Source organism: Streptomyces cahuitamycinicus (assembly GCF_002891435.1).
Lineage (GTDB): Bacteria > Actinomycetota > Actinomycetes > Streptomycetales > Streptomycetaceae > Streptomyces > Streptomyces cahuitamycinicus.
Genome location: NZ_POUC01000060.1, coordinates 12,217 through 28,934, shown reverse-complemented (window position 1 = coordinate 28,934; position 16,718 = coordinate 12,217). Strand labels below are relative to the sequence as shown.

The 16,718-nt window shown below is 70.7% G+C and carries 14 protein-coding genes; 7 read left to right on the top strand and 7 right to left on the bottom strand.

All coding sequences use genetic code 11. The features are described 5' to 3' along the window. The first annotated feature begins 231 nt into the window (after window positions 1-231). Window positions 232-2,799, top strand: a complete 2,568-nt coding sequence (locus tag C1J00_RS11355; RefSeq protein WP_102908918.1) for a hypothetical protein — start codon at window positions 232-234, stop codon at window positions 2,797-2,799. A gap of 383 nt (window positions 2,800-3,182) precedes the next feature. On the opposite strand, the gene C1J00_RS46635 is transcribed toward C1J00_RS11355, so the two are convergent. From C1J00_RS46635 to C1J00_RS11330, 5 genes are all read right to left on the bottom strand, one after another. After that, the gene (locus C1J00_RS46635; protein ID WP_245936305.1) at window positions 3,183-3,623 is read right to left on the bottom strand and encodes a hypothetical protein; all 441 of its coding nucleotides are present in this window, start codon (window positions 3,621-3,623) and stop codon (window positions 3,183-3,185) included. Between the two features lie 82 nt (window positions 3,624-3,705). Further along, entirely contained in the window at window positions 3,706-4,047 is a 342-nt protein-coding gene (locus C1J00_RS46630) for an NERD domain-containing protein (protein ID WP_245936306.1), read from the bottom strand. A 42-nt stretch (window positions 4,048-4,089) separates the two neighbouring features. Then, on the bottom strand, window positions 4,090-4,797 hold the full coding sequence (locus C1J00_RS11340; RefSeq protein ID WP_102908916.1) for an ester cyclase: 708 nt from the start codon (window positions 4,795-4,797) through the stop codon (window positions 4,090-4,092). A gap of 117 nt (window positions 4,798-4,914) precedes the next feature. Further along, window positions 4,915-5,688 (bottom strand): SDR family NAD(P)-dependent oxidoreductase, encoded by a 774-nt coding sequence (locus tag C1J00_RS11335; RefSeq protein WP_102908915.1) that lies wholly within the window; start codon window positions 5,686-5,688, stop codon window positions 4,915-4,917. A gap of 93 nt (window positions 5,689-5,781) precedes the next feature. Then, the gene (locus tag C1J00_RS11330; RefSeq protein ID WP_102908919.1) at window positions 5,782-6,450 is read right to left on the bottom strand and encodes an MOSC domain-containing protein; all 669 of its coding nucleotides are present in this window, start codon (window positions 6,448-6,450) and stop codon (window positions 5,782-5,784) included. Window positions 6,451-6,530: 80 nt separating this feature from the next. On the opposite strand from C1J00_RS11330, the gene C1J00_RS11325 reads away from it, so the two are divergent. Continuing rightward, on the top strand, window positions 6,531-7,427 hold the full coding sequence (locus tag C1J00_RS11325) for a LysR family transcriptional regulator (protein WP_031133068.1): 897 nt from the start codon (window positions 6,531-6,533) through the stop codon (window positions 7,425-7,427). Window positions 7,428-7,494: 67 nt separating this feature from the next. Here the strand turns inward: C1J00_RS11325 and C1J00_RS11320 are convergent, their stop codons facing one another. Then, the gene (locus C1J00_RS11320; RefSeq protein WP_004927066.1) at window positions 7,495-7,824 is read right to left on the bottom strand and encodes a WhiB family transcriptional regulator; all 330 of its coding nucleotides are present in this window, start codon (window positions 7,822-7,824) and stop codon (window positions 7,495-7,497) included. A gap of 380 nt (window positions 7,825-8,204) precedes the next feature. Between C1J00_RS11320 and C1J00_RS11315 the strand changes: the two genes are divergently transcribed. The 4 genes from C1J00_RS11315 to C1J00_RS11300 all read left to right on the top strand — a co-directional run bounded on the left by C1J00_RS11315 (window position 8,205) and on the right by C1J00_RS11300 (window position 12,776). Further along, window positions 8,205-8,816, top strand: coding sequence for a response regulator transcription factor (locus C1J00_RS11315; protein ID WP_003948568.1), 612 nt, complete (start codon window positions 8,205-8,207; stop codon window positions 8,814-8,816). Between the two features lie 484 nt (window positions 8,817-9,300). Continuing rightward, window positions 9,301-9,888, top strand: coding sequence for a sigma-70 family RNA polymerase sigma factor (locus C1J00_RS11310; RefSeq protein ID WP_102908914.1), 588 nt, complete (start codon window positions 9,301-9,303; stop codon window positions 9,886-9,888). A 153-nt stretch (window positions 9,889-10,041) separates the two neighbouring features. Next, window positions 10,042-11,547 (top strand): IMP dehydrogenase, encoded by a 1,506-nt coding sequence (gene guaB / locus C1J00_RS11305; protein WP_102908913.1) that lies wholly within the window; start codon window positions 10,042-10,044, stop codon window positions 11,545-11,547. A 104-nt stretch (window positions 11,548-11,651) separates the two neighbouring features. Beyond that, window positions 11,652-12,776 carry a GuaB3 family IMP dehydrogenase-related protein gene (locus C1J00_RS11300; protein WP_102908912.1) on the top strand — a complete coding sequence of 375 codons (1,125 nt, stop codon included), beginning with the start codon at window positions 11,652-11,654 and terminating at the stop codon, window positions 12,774-12,776. A gap of 644 nt (window positions 12,777-13,420) precedes the next feature. On the opposite strand, the gene C1J00_RS11295 is transcribed toward C1J00_RS11300, so the two are convergent. After that, a complete protein-coding gene (locus C1J00_RS11295) occupies window positions 13,421-14,629 on the bottom strand; it encodes a nucleotide sugar dehydrogenase (protein WP_102908911.1) in 1,209 nt (402 codons plus the stop codon). A 269-nt stretch (window positions 14,630-14,898) separates the two neighbouring features. On the opposite strand from C1J00_RS11295, the gene C1J00_RS11290 reads away from it, so the two are divergent. Continuing rightward, on the top strand, window positions 14,899-16,605 hold the full coding sequence (locus C1J00_RS11290; protein ID WP_102908910.1) for a glycerol-3-phosphate dehydrogenase/oxidase: 1,707 nt from the start codon (window positions 14,899-14,901) through the stop codon (window positions 16,603-16,605). Window positions 16,606-16,718: the final 113 nt, after the last annotated feature.

Genomic DNA, 16,718 nt, shown 5'->3' with positions numbered 1-16,718 from the left:
GACAGCTGCCAGCCCCCTCCCACCAATCGACCCGATGCGCATCAAGGGGGGATTTCCGACGAAGCAGCCCCGCAGCGGGGCGAGCGGGGCCATCATGGCGAAGCCGCAGTGCGGACGTCCGGTGGGGGAACGTCCACGTGCGCTGCGTGCCAGCACGGGGGGTGCCATCACATGGAGTGTCCGGCGAGCAGACGTGCGCCAGGGCCGAGGTCCCTGGGGGCGGGGGCGGTCGTGCTGCTGACGCTGCTCTGCCTCTCCCTGACCGGTGCCGGGCCGGCCGACGCGGCCGGCGGAGGAAAGGACGAGGAACGCACCGGGAAGCTCACTGTCGACATCGGCTGGGACGCGTCGCGGGAGAAGGTGGTGGTCCGCAAACGCTGCACATACACCCTCGGCATCAGAAGCGAGGCGCTGGCCCAGCTGCGGATGATGGGGGTCGGCTTCTGCCAGGGCTACAGCGTGAAGCGTGACGGAGAGGCGGCGGGCTACGACAGTTGGGACGCCCCGGCGGTCAGGGTGACGCAGGAGTCGTCCCGGAGCCCCGTGCGGGTGGAGACAAACTCCGCCGTCCACCTGTCCCGGCGTTCCGGCCCGCAGCGGCTGGACGTCCGCGTCAACGTGGCGAGCGCGTTCAAGCATGCACCGGAAGGGCTCCCCGGGGTCTGGACGGTGGAGGTGAGAGCCCCGCGCTGGTCGTTCAGAGGAATAAAGGGGCCTGTGGCATCGCAGTCGCCCGGCGTGGTCACATGGAGGGTGACGACCGCGTCGCAGGACGCACCGGCCATGGTCGGCACGGTCGCCCTGGAGAGGACGGTCGAGACGACGAAGCCGCCCTCGTCGCGGCGGCAGTCGCGGGCGGAGCCGGTGACCGTCTTTGGCCTCGCCGTGTGCGGGATCGGTGTCGTCGCGGCATGCCTGGTGGTGAGGCTCGCCGGCCCCGCCGTGCCACGTAGGTGGGCGACGGTCGCCATGGTGCTGACGGTGGCCGCGTGCCCCCTCGCCTTCTTGGGGACGCAGGGACAACGGGAGATCTGGCGGTACAGCGGCCCTCCCTCCGACCCGTCCGGTCAGGAATGGGCACCAGGCCCCGCCCTGGGTATGTGGCTGTGGTACGTCCTGCCGGTGGCCGGATGGTGGTTCAGCCACCGCCTGGTCACCCGCAGACCCCCGTCGACCCGCGTACTCGTCGTGAGCGGCGCGGCCCCGCTTCTCGTCCTTCCTCTTCTGGCAGCCGGCGGGACGGTGCTGACTCCTGCCGGGTGGGGTCGCCTGGTCGGTCTGCTCCTCCTCACACTCGCCCTGTTCCTCGTCTTGCACTGTCTCGCCGAAAGGGGGACGGCGGTCCGTAGGTGGGCGGCCGCGGGGGGCACGTTCATGTGGATCGTCGGCCTGACGTACGGGCTTGGTGGCGCCCCGATCATGACCGACGACGACTCGACGGTGACGACGTACGAAGCGGCCGCCGTACTGGTCTGCACATGGCCGGTCGCGGTCTGGCTCACGTCGCTGCTGGGACCGGTGCTGGGCCGCACTCCGAGACCGGCGGTCCGAGCCGTCTCTTGCGCAGCCTTCTGGGCCCTGGTGCTCTCCCCCTTCCTGGTGGCCCACATGACGACACCACCGCAGGCATGGAGCGACACCTGGGACTACTACAAGAGATCCTTCTTCACGGGATACATGGGATTTCCGCTCTGCGCGGTGGCGGTGTGCGGCGTGGTCCTGCAACTCGTCTACCTGATCCGGCGTGGTGCACTCGGTGACCGGGGCCGGGCCGCGGAGCCGGTCGGCAGGGTGCTCCTGGTCTGCGGCGTACTCATGGCTCTGGGGAACCCGAGCCTTCGGACCCTGTCGATGTGGGGCGACGCGCTCGCGGTCCTGTGCACCGCGCTCGGTTCGCTCTGGTTGATCCCGCTCGGATCGGACGCGACGGCCGCCGGGTTCCGGCGTGTCAGCCGGAAGGCACACGCACGGCTCATGGGCCGGTGGGTGAGGACACAGCTCCTCTGGGACACGCGTGCCGACTTCCAGCGGGCCTCGCGGTCGGCCCTCGTGGATGGTGACATGTCTGCGGCGGAGTTCTCCGAGCGCTGGGAGAAACTGGACGTGCCGGGGGGCCGCGGGGACCCGGCGACCCGGTTGGCCCGCGTGAAGCGGTGTGCGCTGGGAACGAGCGCGGGAACCGCGCCCCGGAGCGCGGGTGCGGCGGGTGCGGCCCTCGCCCTGCTACTGGCCCTGCCCTGGGCCGCCTACAAACTCGTGACCGCTGACCCCGTGGGGGCCGACGCGTTCATGCCGTTCCACCTCGAAGAGGTTTCCAAGGCGTTGAGGTTCGCCCACTGGGCGCTGTACGGCTTCGTCTTCGGCTACTTCTACGCCCTGCTGCGCGGCAGTACACCGATCGCCAAGGCGGCGGCACTCATGGCGGTGGTGCTGCCGGCCGAGGTGCTGGCGATGATCCCCCTCACCGTGGACCCGCAGTTCACACGGAACCCGTCCTGGAACGACATGGTGGTGGCGTGCGGCGGCCTCGCCGGCCAGACCTTCGTCGTCTGCATGGGGCTGGGGCTCGTCTGGGAATGGTGGCTGGCGCGGGCCGCCGCGCTGAAATGGTCCCAGGTGCGCAACTTCCGCCGGCTCTCCTCCATCACCGTGCCTCTAGGCACCGTACTGGTCGCCGCCGCTACCGCGTTCGCCACGGTGGTCGCGGGGGCGTGGGCCCAGCAGGAACTCCAGCCTCCGCCCGGCACCCCATCGTCGTCACCAGCCGCTCAGGTCCAGCCCGGGCAGGCCGGACGCTGATCACACCGCGTCACCGCAGTGTGACAGCGGAGATCATGGTGGAGAGGGGCTGGCACTCCGATCACCCCGTCAGGGAGAGAGCTGCACCTCCCGCTACGTGCTTCTGAAGCACCTGCGCACCTCCAGTTGCAGGGAGATCCCGGTCCCCCGCCCCGCCCCCTCGCGGGCAAAGGTTTCGATCGCAGAAGCGGGCTCCCCAGGATCGCGCACGCCTGCACCCGAGTGGCCCCCGATGCTAGGCGGGTGCGGCGGAAGCGGCTGATACAGACCGCCACGGAATGCGGGCCCGTCCGGCAGAGGATGCCCCGCCGTCCGGCTCGCGGTGTCCTGCGGGATGGTGGCCCGACCCGGATCGTCGGGCCGGGCCACCACGACGGTGGTCGTCAGGAACGCGGATTGTCGGTCGCGGTTGATTCCTTGCCCGGCTCGGCGGGCTGGTCGGTGAAGACCGTAAGGTGCCAGGTTCCCTTCTCCCGCGTGACGGTGAAGGTGTCCTGCAGGGGCTTGCCCTTCTTGTCCTCGCGAGCAGGCGGGCCGAGCCGACGTCCGGCCCATGTCGGCACGTCCTTGATCTTCCAACCGCGCCCGCCCCGGTCGGCGAGGATCCGCTCGGCCTCCTGCCGGGACCATCCCTCGTCCTTGACGCCCCCGACCGAGATCAGCCCGACGGCGTTGCGGGAGTTGAGGGCCTGAACGTAGGCCTCGACGGCGTCACGGGCCCCGTCAGAGGATGCCGATGCCGAAGACGAGGGTGCCGAGACCGTGGGCGGGGCTTCATCGTCCTGGGACGAGCAGCCGGTTGTGACGACCGCAGCGGCTGCCATGGCCAAGAGGCGTCGACGTTGCACAGCACAGTCCTGTTTTCCGGTGAGGGGACGGGCAACCTGTCCTTGGCCTTGAGGTCGGTCAGACGGAGCGGGTTGCGCAGAGTCCGTACCCGGTCGTCACCGTGGACCTGCCACGTGCGCCGTGGTTCACGACCCGGCCCGGATGCCCCTTGAGCTCCAGCAGGTAGACCCCGCCGGGAACCGCGATCAGCACATCGCACTCGTTGATCCGCCCGGACGCCCCGGTGAACTGGAACGTCGCCCATGCCCGACAGGGCTCGGTCCGCGGCGTCAGCCCACGGAGATGATCCAGCCCCTCCTGCTCCCACCGGAAGCCCGACCGCCGCGGCTGAAACCAGCGCTCACGTGGAGTGGGCGCAGCAGCGGGCCACCTCACACCGAGCCCCTGGCGTGCGCCCATCATCGCCAGCCCGTATCGGCTGACCGAAGGAGCGACGCAGGGTCAGAGCTCCGTAGGCTCCAGAGCCCCGAGCTGCTGCATCAGCCCCAGCCGGTCGTACTGCCACCAGCCCTCGGCGATCTTCCCGTCCGGTGTGCAGCGGTGCACGGTCGTCCCCGTCATGGTGACCTCCTGCCCGGTCGGCGGGATCCCGAGGAAGTCGCCCGTGTGGCGCCCGTGGAAGGTCCACCGGGTGCACACCCGGTCACCCTGTGCCATCTGGTCCTCGATCGTGACCGAGAAGTCGAACCCACCCCGCCACACCTCCACCTCGCGCCGCATCGCGTCCAGCCCGATGACGTCCGACACATTGGCGGGATCGTGGTCGTGGTAGTCCTCGATGAACACGTCGTTCATCGGCGGCGCGTCCCCCTGGCCGGGCAGGAGCTCGAAGAACCTGCGCGCGGTGGCCGCGTACAACTGCTCGTCCCGCACCACGTCCAGGTCCGTGAAGGTCGGCGTCTCGTCACAGAGCGCCACCATGTCCCGGAAGATCCGGTCGGTCTCCGGCAGCCCGGAGTTGCGCATCGCCTCCTCGTACGACGGGAACTCCACGATCTCCACGATGTGCGACGCGTCGGCCCGGTCCTTCGCCACCACACTGTGCGACGCGGTCCGCTTGCCCTGGGTCTGCTCGACCCACCGGTCCATCAGCCGGTTCATCTCGTCGAGTCGGCTGGTCCTGCATTGGATGAGCTGTACGAAGGTCATGGCCTCGCCTCCGGCCCCCCTGGGTCCGGCTGAACAGCTCCATTGTCCCAAGGGGCCGGCCCGTGTGCCTCCCGGCTCCGGGGGAGGGGGAGGAGCGGCCGGGCCGGCCGCGTGCGCCTACTGCGGCCCGTACTTCCGGCCCGTCCGGGAGGAAACCGCCCCGAGCATCCCCCGCGGCACCAGCTTCGCCGCCCCCATCAGCGCCTTGTAGCGCGGGTCCGGAATGGACAGCGTCTTGCCGCGCGCCAGATCGTGCAGCGCCGCCGCCACCAGCTTGTCCGGGTCGAGCCACATCCAGCCCGGGATGTTGTCGGTGCCCATCCCGGCGCGGTCGTGGAACTCGGTGCGCACGAAGCCCGGGCAGAGCGCCATCAGCCGTACGCCGCTGCCGGCCAGGTCACGCGCCGCGCCCTGCGTGAACTGCACGACCCACGCCTTGGAGGCGCCATAGGTGCCGCGGGGCACGAAGGCGGCCACCGACGCGACGTTGACGACGCCGCCGCGGCCGCGCTCGCGCATCGCCCCGGTCGCCGCCGACGTCAGCCGCAGCACCGCCTCGCAGTGCACCTTCAGCATCCGCAGTTCGTCGGCCATGGAGACGTCGAGATAGCGGCCCTTGTTGCCGAACCCGGCGTTGTTGATCAGCAGGTCGACGGAGTTCATGCGGTCGCCGAGGCGCTCGGCCACCGCCTCGATGCCCTGGTCCTCGGCCAGGTCGGCCGTCAGCACCTCCGCCTCGATGCCGTGCCGGTCGTGCAGTTCGGTCGCCTGTTCCCGGAGCCGCTTGGTGTCGCGGGCGACCAGCACCAGGTTGTGCCCGTCGGCCGCCAGTCGCCGCGCGAACGCGGCCCCGATGCCTGCCGTCGATCCCGTAATCAGAGCCGTTGTCATGGCAGAAGGTTAGTGACCTGGACTGAGTGCATCCGCTTCCGCGTGCGGCCGTCCGTGGTGAAGGGTCGTGGAGACAGGCGTGGTGAGCGGCCATCAGGCCCCGTACCTCTCCTCGTACTCCCGAGCCGTCCTCAGCAACTCCGGATGCAGGGCGTCGCCCGCGGCCAGCAGGCGCGGTAACAGCGTCCGCTCCATCGTCACCGCCCGGAACTGCAGGGCCACCGTCACGTCGTGGCCGGGCCGGTGCACGATCTCGACGGCATCGCCCGCGCGGATCTCCCCGGGCACGATCACCCGCAGATACGCCCCCGGCGCACCCCGCTGCGTGAACCGCTTGACCCAGCCCTTCTCGCCCATGTGGCCCTGGAACGTACGGCACGGGATCCGCCCGGAGGTGACCTCCAGCACCGCCTCGGGCCCCACCCGCCAGCGCTCGCCGATCAGGGCACCGGACACGTCCAGGCCGCGGGTCGTGAGGTTCTCGCCGAACGCGCCGTGGGCCAGCGTCCGGCCCAGCTCGCGCTCCCAGTCGTCCAGATCCTCACGGGCCATGGCGTACACCGCCTGGTCGTCGCCGCCGTGGTGCTCCAGCTTGCACACCGCGTCCCCGGCCAGCCCGCTCCCGCCGACGCCCTTGGGCCCGGGCGCGGACACCCGCACCGGCCCGTCCACCGGCCGCTTGTCGATCCCGGTCACGCCCACCGGGTTGTCCGTGTACGGCACGGCCTCGGCGCGGCCCAGATTCACTGACAGAAGCCTCATGCCCGCACGGTAGGCGACCGGCACTCAAAGCGTCGACGCATTATCGGGACCGACATCAAAGGTCCGCTTATCCTGGAAGAGTGATCGAAGCTCGTCATCTCCGCGTCCTGCGCGCCGTCGCCACCACCGGCTCCTTCTCCGCCGCCGGCCGCGAGCTGGGCTGCACCCAGCCTGCCGTCAGCCAGCAGATGAAGGCCCTGGAAACCTCCGTCGGCACACCGCTGCTGATCCGCACCGGACGGGAGATGCGCCTGACCCAGGCGGGTGAGGCCCTGGTGCGGCACGCCGCCGGCATCCTCGCCGGGCTCACGGCGGCCGAGGAGGAGGTCGCCGCCATCGCCGGGCTGCGCGCGGGCCGGGTCCGGCTCGTCTCCTTCCCCAGCGGCAGCTCCACCCTCGTCCCCACGGCCCTCGCCGCGCTGCGCGAGGCGCACCCGGGCACCCGCGTCTCCCTGGAGGAGGCCGAGCCGCCCGCCTCCGTAGGGCTGCTGCGCGAGGGCGACTGCGACGTGGCGCTCGCGTTCCGCTACGAGGGGGCGGCCGGCGCGGAGGAGTGGGACGACCTCGTCGTACGGCCGTTGCTGTCGGACCGGCTCGTCGCGCTCGTGCCGGAGCGGCACCGGCTCGCCGGCGCGGAGTCCGTCGACATCGGCGAGCTCACCGAGGAGCCGTGGATCGCGGGCTGCCCGCGCTGCCGCGGACAGCTGGTCGAGGTGTGCGCGGCGGCCGGCTTCACCCCGCGAATCGACTTCGCGACCGATGACTACCCCGCCGTCGTCGGCCTCGTCGGTGCCGGTCTTGGCGTGGCCGTGCTGCCCCAGCTGGCCGTCGAGTCGGTACGGCCCCGGGGTGTGCGCACCGTGCGCCTCGAACCGGCGGTGCGGCGGGAGATCGTCGCGCTCACCCTGCCCGACCTCGCACAGGTCCCGGCCGTGGCGGCGACGCTCGACCAGCTGGCCCGGGCCGCCCGCCGCTAGCAGCCGCCCGTGCGCGTCCCAAAAACCAACGGCACGCGTGTGCGTGCCCGTTCGCAGAAACGTTCCTTCAGTTGTTCGAGGCGGTGTGCCCGCCCGATGCCGACGCCGACACCAGCCGGTTGCGCGCCCGCCCCATCAGCTCTTCGCGCTCGTCCTCGGTCAGCCCGCCCCACACGCCGTACGGCTCGCGCACCGCCAGGGCGTGGGCGGCGCACTCGGCGCGTACCGGGCACCTCATGCAGACCTCTTTGGCCGAGTTCTCACGAGCGCTCCTCGCCGCACCGCGCTCACCCTCCGGATGGAAGAAGAGCGAGCTGTCCACGCCGCGACAGGCAGCCAGCAGCTGCCAGTCCCACAGGTCCGCGTTCGGTCCGGGAAGGCGGGAGAAATCTGCCATTACGTGACCCCTTGTTGCCGTTCTGGGCGGATCCGGTGCCTACGACCGTACAACTACGATCTAAGGAGATGAAAATATGACTCATTGCGAATCTAGCTCCAGACACTGGCAAAGCGGAAGAAATGGGTCTGAATGGGGCATAGGTTGTGATGAAAGTTCGAGGGTCTGCTGTGCGTATCTGCACCGTGTCCGAGCCCTCACGTAGAGTGCCGAAGATGGCAGCCGCCCCCGTAACTCTTTCGGGTGACCGTCGTTGAGAGTGCGAGGCGGTTGAAGGAACAAGCGCTCGGACGGGCGTCCGAGACGGTCGACCGCACAGGTGACGATTTCGTACCAGCCTGGAGGCTCAAGGTGACGCGCATCAGCTGCGGAGGGCGGTCATGACATCCGTCCTCGTCTGCGACGACTCCCCGCTTGCCCGAGAGGCGCTCCGTCGTGCGGTCGCGACCGTGCCCGGCGTAGAGCGCGTGACGACGGCGGCCAACGGCGAGGAAGTCCTCCGCCGCTGGGGGGCCGATCGCTCGGACCTGATTCTGATGGACGTACGCATGCCCGGACTGGGCGGCGTCGAGACGGTCCGGCGGCTGCTGTCCGCCGACCCCGGTGCGCGCATCATCATGCTCACCGTCGCCGAGGACCTGGACGGCGTGGCCCTCGCGGTCGCCGCCGGTGCCCGCGGCTATCTGCACAAGGATGCCTCCCGCGCGGAACTGCGCGCGACGGTGACCCAAGCCCTGGCCGACCCGACCTGGCGGCTCGCCCCGCGCCGGCTGCGCTCGGCCGAGATGGGCGCCGCGCCCACGCTCACGGCGCGTGAGATCCAGGTCCTCGAAGGCATGAGCCACGGCCGCTCGAACGCGGAGATCGGCCGTGAGCTGTTCCTCTCCGAGGACACCGTCAAGACGCACGCCAGGCGCCTGTTCAAGAAGCTCGGCGCCTCGGACCGGGCCCACGCCGTGGCGCTCGGTTTCCGGTGGGGTCTGGTGCGCTAGGGCCTGTCGTTCGGATCACGCCCGTCCTGCGGACCGGGCCGGTTTCGACGCGCGGCCTCCGGTCGGCACCGGAGGGCGGGGGCACCCGGATGCCCCCGCGCGAGCCGCACCCGCGTGGACCGAGGCCGGTGGCCGGTGGCAGCGCCGTCAGGGCTCTGCCCCGGCCGAGGCAAGGTCCAGAGCCCGGGAGGGCGCAGGCGAGGCCCCACCTCCCCGGGAGGATTCGAACAGCAGGCCCCAGCGGTCCTCGTGAGAGCACGGAATGCCAGGTGGGCGTGGGTGGACCGGGGGTTCGCCGGGTGCCCGCTGCTCGTTTCGCCGCGGATGCCGCATCCTTGAGGGTGTGGAGTTCCTCGGGGACGAGTCGGTCGAGCGGAAGGGGAGGGCGCAGCGGATGAGTGCCGGCGCACCTGCTCATAACGCTTCGGTGCACAACAACGGAAGCGGTGCCGCGGAGCCGGCGGCCGCAAGGCACCATGGACCGATGCGCGACGACGAGGCGGCCCATGCCCAGGGCGCGATCGGTGCGCTCGTCCACCGCGCCGTCGACGGGGACGAGCAGGCGACGCACGACCTGCTCGCCCATGTCCACCCCCTGGCCCTGCGCTACTGCCGCACCCGTCTGTCCCGTCTCCCGGGCGACGCGCGGCACTTCGTGGAGGACCTCGCGCAGGAGGTCTGCGTGGCGGTGCTGCTCGCACTGCCCCGCTACCGGGACACCGGGCGCCCCTTCGAGGCGTTCGTCTTCGCCATCGCCGCGCACAAGGTCGCCGACCTCCAGCGCGCGGCGATGCGCCACCCCGGCTCGACGGCCGTCCCCTCCGACGAGATTCCCGAGCGCCCGGACGACTCCCTCGGCCCGGAGGAGCGCGCCCTGCTCAGCAGTGACGCGGAATGGGCCAAGAAGCTCCTGGCCAACCTCCCCGAGAACCAGCGGGAGCTGCTGCTGCTCCGCATCGCGGTGGGGCTGACGGCCGAGGAGACCGGCCAGATGTTGGGAATGTCACCCGGGGCGGTCCGGGTGGCGCAGCACAGGGCGTTGAGCCGGCTGCGGGCGCTGGCCGAGCAGTAGCCCTGCTTGAAGAACCCCTCAGTTGAACAGGCGGTGCGCCGCTTCCGTACGAACATACGAAGCCCGGAGCCAGGCGGAACCGTGGAATGAGACAGCCCCGCTTCCCGTTAGCATGGACATCCGCACCGATCAAGGCCATTTGGGGAAGGTGTCATGACTGCCAACGTCGACGGAGTGCCCGGTAAATTCGCGACACTCGGGCTGACCTACGACGACGTGCTGCTGCTGCCGGGTGCATCGGAAGTGCTCCCCAACGCGGTCGACACCTCGTCCCGCATCTCCCGCAACGTCCGGGTCAACATCCCGCTGCTCTCCGCGGCGATGGACAAGGTGACCGAGTCCCGCATGGCGATCGCGATGGCCCGCCAGGGCGGCGTCGGCGTCCTGCACCGCAACCTCTCCATCGAGGACCAGGTCAACCAGGTCGACCTGGTGAAGCGTTCCGAGTCCGGCATGGTCACCGACCCGATCACGGTGCACCCCGACGCGACGCTGGGCGAGGCCGACGCCCTGTGCGCCAAGTTCCGCATCAGCGGCGTCCCGGTCACCGACGGCAACAAGAAGCTGCTCGGCATCGTCACCAACCGCGACATGGCCTTCGAGACCGACCGCACGCGTCAGGTGCGCGAGGTCATGACCCCGATGCCGCTGGTCACCGGCAAGGTCGGCATCTCCGGCGCCGACGCCATGGAGCTGCTGCGCCGCCACAAGATCGAGAAGCTTCCGCTGGTCGACGACGCGGGTGTCCTCAAGGGCCTCATCACGGTCAAGGACTTCGTCAAGGCCGAGCAGTACCCCAACGCGGCGAAGGACTCCGAGGGCCGGCTGCTCGTCGGTGCGGCCGTGGGAGCCAGCCCCGAGGCCCTGGAGCGCGCCCAGGCGCTCGCCGGTGCGGGCGTGGACTTCCTGGTCGTCGACACCTCGCACGGCCACAACAGCAACGCCCTCAGCTGGATGGCGAAGATCAAGTCGAGCGTCGGCGTCGACGTGATCGGCGGCAACGTCGCCACGCGTGACGGCGCCCAGGCACTGATCGACGCCGGCGTCGACGGCATCAAGGTGGGCGTGGGCCCCGGCTCCATCTGCACCACCCGCGTGGTCGCCGGTATCGGTGTCCCGCAGGTCACCGCCATCTACGAGGCGTCCCTCGCGGCCCGTCCGGCGGGCATCCCACTGATCGGCGACGGCGGCCTGCAGTACTCCGGCGACATCGGCAAGGCCCTGGCCGCCGGCGCCGACACCGTGATGCTGGGCAGCCTCCTCGCCGGCTGTGAGGAATCCCCGGGCGAGCTGCAGTTCATCAACGGCAAGCAGTTCAAGTCCTACCGCGGCATGGGCTCGCTCGGTGCGATGCAGTCCCGCGGCCAAGGCAAGTCGTACTCCAAGGACCGCTACTTCCAGGCCGAGGTCGGCTCCGACGACAAGCTCGTGCCCGAGGGCATCGAGGGCCAGGTGCCCTACCGTGGTCCGCTCGCCAACGTCCTGCACCAGCTCGTCGGCGGTCTGCGGCAGACGATGGGCTACGTGGGCGCCGCCTCCATCGACGAGATGGAGACCAAGGGCCGCTTCGTCCGCATCACGTCGGCCGGTCTCAAGGAGAGCCACCCGCACGACATCCAGATGACGGTCGAGGCACCGAACTACAGCCGCAGCAAGTAGCGGCCCGGCCTTCCAGGGCGGCTCCGGGGCATCCGGGGCCGCCCTCGCCGTGCCCGTCGGCGATACTGGAAGACGCTGCAACGCATCAGGGAAAGGCCACAGACGTGACTGAGATCGAGATCGGGCGCGGCAAGCGCGGCCGCCGGGCGTACGCCTTCGACGACATCGCCGTCGTCCCCAGCCGCCGTACGCGGGACCCGAAGGAGGTCTCCATCGCCTGGCAGATCGACGCCTACCGCTTCGAGCTGCCCTTCCTGGCCGCCCCCATGGACTCGGTCGTCTCCCCGGCCACCGCGATCCGCATCGGCGAGCTCGGCGGCCTCGGCGTGCTGAACCTCGAAGGTCTCTGGACGCGCTACGAGGACCCGCAGCCGCTGCTCGACGAGATCGCCGGTCTCGACTCGGAGACCGCGACCCGCCGTCTGCAGGAGATCTACGCGGCTCCCATCAAGGAGGAGCTGATCGGGCAGCGGATCAAGGAGGTGCGCGACTCCGGCGTCGTCACCGCCGCCGCGCTCTCCCCGCAGCGCACCGCCCAGTTCTCCAAGGCCGTCGTGGACGCGGGCGTGGACATCTTCGTCATCCGCGGTACGACGGTCTCCGCGGAGCACGTCTCCGGCGCGCACGAGCCGCTGAACCTGAAGCAGTTCATCTACGAGCTGGACGTCCCGGTGATCGTCGGTGGCTGCGCCACGTACACGGCGGCCCTGCACCTGATGCGCACCGGCGCGGCCGGTGTGCTGGTCGGCTTCGGCGGCGGCGCCGCGCACACCACGCGCAACGTGCTCGGCATCCAGGTGCCCATGGCGACGGCGGTCGCCGACGTGGCCGCGGCGCGCCGTGACTACATGGACGAGTCGGGCGGCCGGTACGTGCACGTGATCGCGGACGGCGGTGTCGGCTGGTCCGGCGACCTGGCCAAGGCGATCGCCTGCGGCGCGGACTCGGTGATGATGGGCTCCCCGCTGGCCCGTGCGACCGACGGTCCGGGCAAGGGCCACCACTGGGGCATGGAGGCCGTGAACGAGGAACTGCCGCGCGGCAAGAAGGTCGCCCTCGGCACGGTCGGCACCCTGGAGGAGATCCTCACGGGGCCGTCCCACACCCCCGACGGATCGATGAACCTCTTCGGCGCCCTGCGCCGGGCCATGTCCACGACGGGCTACAGCGAGCTCAAGGAGTTCCAGCGCGTCGAGGTGACGGTGGCGGACTCACAGCACCGGCGGTAGTCCGCTCAGCTTGAGAAGGGCCTGGTCACTCGGGGGAGTGGCTGGGCCCTTTCGCATGCCCAAGTGGGCGTGAAGGGGCGCGTGTTGCCGTTGGAGGGCGCACGGGTGCTTTCGGGCCGTTCGGCCCCGTTGAGGGTGGTTTCGAGGCGCTAGTGTCCTTGATCGGCGCCCAGGTTCTTCTGGGTGCCCCCTTCCAAGGACATGGTCCGGACCCCGCCCTCGGGGCCCGGCCCGATTCCGACGTGCCGTCCACCGGGTCAATGGGCGGCGTCGTGGAAGGGGGCGCCCATGGGACGCCACCGCAAGCCCACCCGCTGGGACCGACTCCGTCTTCGGACGGTGCAGTGCCGGAGGAGGTGGATCTTGCGGATTTTCGGATGGTGAGCGGCCGCCCCCAAGAAGACTAGGGGCGGACACTCCGTGATCCATCCAGGAGCCTGCCGCAGTGGCCACTGCGGTGGGCTCCGCCTTGTTTCGGATGGTGAGCGGCCGCCCCCACGAGAACTAGGGGCGGACACTCCGTGATCCATCCAGGAGCCTGCCGCAGTACCCCCTGCGGTGGGCTCCGCCTGTGTCCGTAAGGTACCCGCGCCGCGTGCCGCATGCCACCGGTCCCACGGCTCACGCACCCCGCGCGCCCCCCTTCACAACCGATGCGCCGCCCCCGTAGGGGCTGCTCCCCGTGTGTCCAGCAGCAGCTGGGCCTTCACCGACAGGCCCTGGAGGTCGTACGTGCGGTGCTGCTGGAGCAGGATGGTCAGGTCCGCGTCGGCTGCCGCCTCGTAGAGGGAGTCCGCGCGCGGGACGGGGTGGTCGAGGACGCTCCAGGAGGGGACGTACGGGTCGTGGTAGCTGACCGAGGCGCCCAGTTCCCTCAGACGCAGGGCGATCTCCTGGGCGGGGGTGCCCTGGAGGTCGGCGAGGTCGGGCTTGTACGTGACGCCGAGGAGGAGCACGCGGGCGCCCCGGGCCGACTTGCCGTGCTCGTTGAGGAGCGTGGCGGCGCGCTGGACGACGTAGCCCGGCATGCGGTTGTTGACCTCCTGGGCCAGTTCCACCATGCGCAGGCCGCGGCCGCCGCCGGCGGTCATGTCCTGGGGGACGGAGTGGCCGCCCACGCCGGGGCCCGGGCGGAAGGCCTGGAAGCCGAACGGCTTGGTCTCCGCGCAGCGGACGACGTCCCAGAGGTCGACGCCCAGGTCGTTGCAGAGGACGGCCATCTCGTTCACGAGGGCGATGTTCACGTGCCGGTAGTTGGTCTCCAGCAGTTGCACTGTCTCCGCTTCGCGGAGTCCACGCGCGCGTACCGCCTTGTCGGTCAGCCGGGCGTAGAACGCGGCGGCCGACTCGGTGCACGCCGGGGTGAGGCCGCCGATGACCTTGGGGGTGATGGCGGGCGTGACGTCGCGGTTGCCGGGATCGACGCGGCTGGGGGAGTACGCGAGGTGGAAGTCGCGGCCGGCGCGCAGACCGGAGCCCTCCTCCAGAAGCGGACGCAGGAATTCCTCTGTCGTCCCCGGGTACACGGGTGACTCCAGGATCACTGTGGTGTGCGGGCGCAGATGGGCGGCCAGGGTGCGGGCGGCCGTCTCCAGCTGGCTCAGGTCGAGCCCGCCGTCCGCGCCCCGCGGGGTCGGCGCGCAGATGACCGCGGTGCGCACCCGGCCGAGCTCGGCCGGGTCGGTGGTCGGCCGGAAGCCCCCCGAGAGCATCCGGCGCAGTTCGGCGGGGCTGAGCGAGCCCGCCTCGGGTCCGGTCCGGTAGCCGATGGTGGGGACGCCGGCGGCGACGGCGGCCTGGGCCAGTGGCAGGCCGTACGGGCCGAGTCCGATGACGGCGAGATCTGCGGGCATGGCGGCCGTCCTTCCCGATAGCCGAAGTGGGACAGGTGCGCAAGCCCTGTGGACAGGACAGGCGAGCGCAATGTCAGACTAGGAGTAAATATGACCGATATGCGGGATTGCCCGGCCGAGTTTCGGTGAGTGTTCCGTGAGTGTTGTCCACAGGCTGCGGGCCCGTGGTGGCTGAAGTCGGGCAACCCGGTCAGAATCTGGGCAGGGGGATACGGACGGGGCCTCACCCGACGGGTGCGGCCGGCACGACCGATGAGCGGGAGGCAGCGGTGAGGACAGCGACACTCGGACCGGCGCAGCGAGCCGAGTCACTCGCATCTATGGCCGAGCGCGAGCTGGACGTGCTGGTCGTGGGTGCAGGCGTGGTCGGTGCGGGCACCGCGCTCGACGCCGTGACGCGGGGATTGTCCACCGGTCTGGTCGAGGCGCGTGACTGGGCGTCCGGCACCTCCAGCCGGTCCAGCAAGCTCATCCACGGCGGCCTGCGCTATCTGGAGATGCTCGACTTCACACTCGTACGCGAGGCCCTGAAGGAACGCGGTCTGCTGCTGGAGCGGCTCGCCCCGCACCTGGTGAAGCCCGTGCCGTTCCTGTACCCGTTGCAGCACAAGGGCTGGGAGCGGCTGTACGCCGGGTCGGGCGTGGCCATGTACGACGCGATGTCCATGGCGCGCGGGCACGGCCGGGGCCTGCCGATGCACCGTCACCTGACGCGCTCTCACGCCCTGCGCGTGGCCCCCTGCCTGAAGAAGGACGCCCTGGTCGGGGCGTTGCAGTACTACGACGCCCAGATGGACGACGCCCGGTACGTGGCGACCCTGGTGCGCACGGCGGTGGCGTACGGCGCGCAGGCGGCCAACCGTGCCCGCGTGACGGGATTCCTGCGCGAGGGCGAGCGGGTCGTCGGAGCGAGGGTGCAGGACGTCGAAGGAGGCGGCGAGTACGAGATCCGCGCCAAGCAGGTCGTCAACGCCACCGGCGTGTGGACGGACGACACCCAGGCCATGGTCGGGGAGCGCGGCCAGTTCCACGTCCGGGCGTCCAAGGGCATCCACCTGGTCGTGCCGCGCGACCGGATCCACTCCACGACCGGCCTGATCCTGCGCACGGAGAAGTCGGTGCTGTTCGTCATCCCCTGGGGCCGGCACTGGATCGTCGGCACCACGGACACCGACTGGGACCTCGACAAGGCTCACCCCGCCGCGTCCAGCGCGGACATCGACTACCTGCTGGAACACGTGAACTCGGTCCTCTCGGTGCCGCTCACGAGGGACGACGTCCAGGGCGTGTACGCGGGCCTGCGGCCGCTGCTCGCCGGCGAGTCGGACGCCACCAGCAAGCTGTCGCGCGAGCACACGGTGGCGCATCCGGTGCCCGGGCTGGTCGTCGTGGCGGGCGGCAAGTACACGACGTACCGGGTCATGGCCAAGGACGCGGTGGACGCGGCGGTGCACGGGCTGGACATGCGCGTCGCCGAGTGTGTCACCGAGGACGTGCCACTGCTGGGCGCCGAGGGCTACCGGGCGCTGTGGAACGCGCGGGCGCGGATCGCCGCTCGGACCGGACTCCACGTGGTGCGGGTCGAGCACCTGCTGAACCGCTACGGGACGATGACCGAGGAGCTGCTCGCGCTCATCGCGGAGGACCCGTCGCTGGGCGAGCCCCTGGTGGCGGCCGACGACTATCTGCGCGCCGAGATCGTGTACGCGGCCTCCCACGAGGGGGCGCGGCACCTGGACGACGTGCTGACGCGGCGGACGCGCATCTCGATCGAGACCTTCGACCGGGGCGCCCGCAGCGCACGCGACGCCGCCCAGCTGATGGCGCCCGTGCTCGGCTGGGACAAGGACCAGATCGAGCGCGAGGTCGAGCACTACCAGAAGAGGGTGGAGGCCGAGCGGGAGTCGCAGCGGCAGCCCGACGACCTGACGGCGGACGCGGCGCGGCTGGGGGCGCCGGACATCGTGCCGTTGTAATTCTGCCGGGTGGTTGTTCTTCGAGGCCGTTTCCCTGCGGGTCCGTTGTCCTGTCAGGCCGCGGTCGTACCGGGCCGTTCCGGACATCACTCGAACGAGTGTCAGGAAACGGG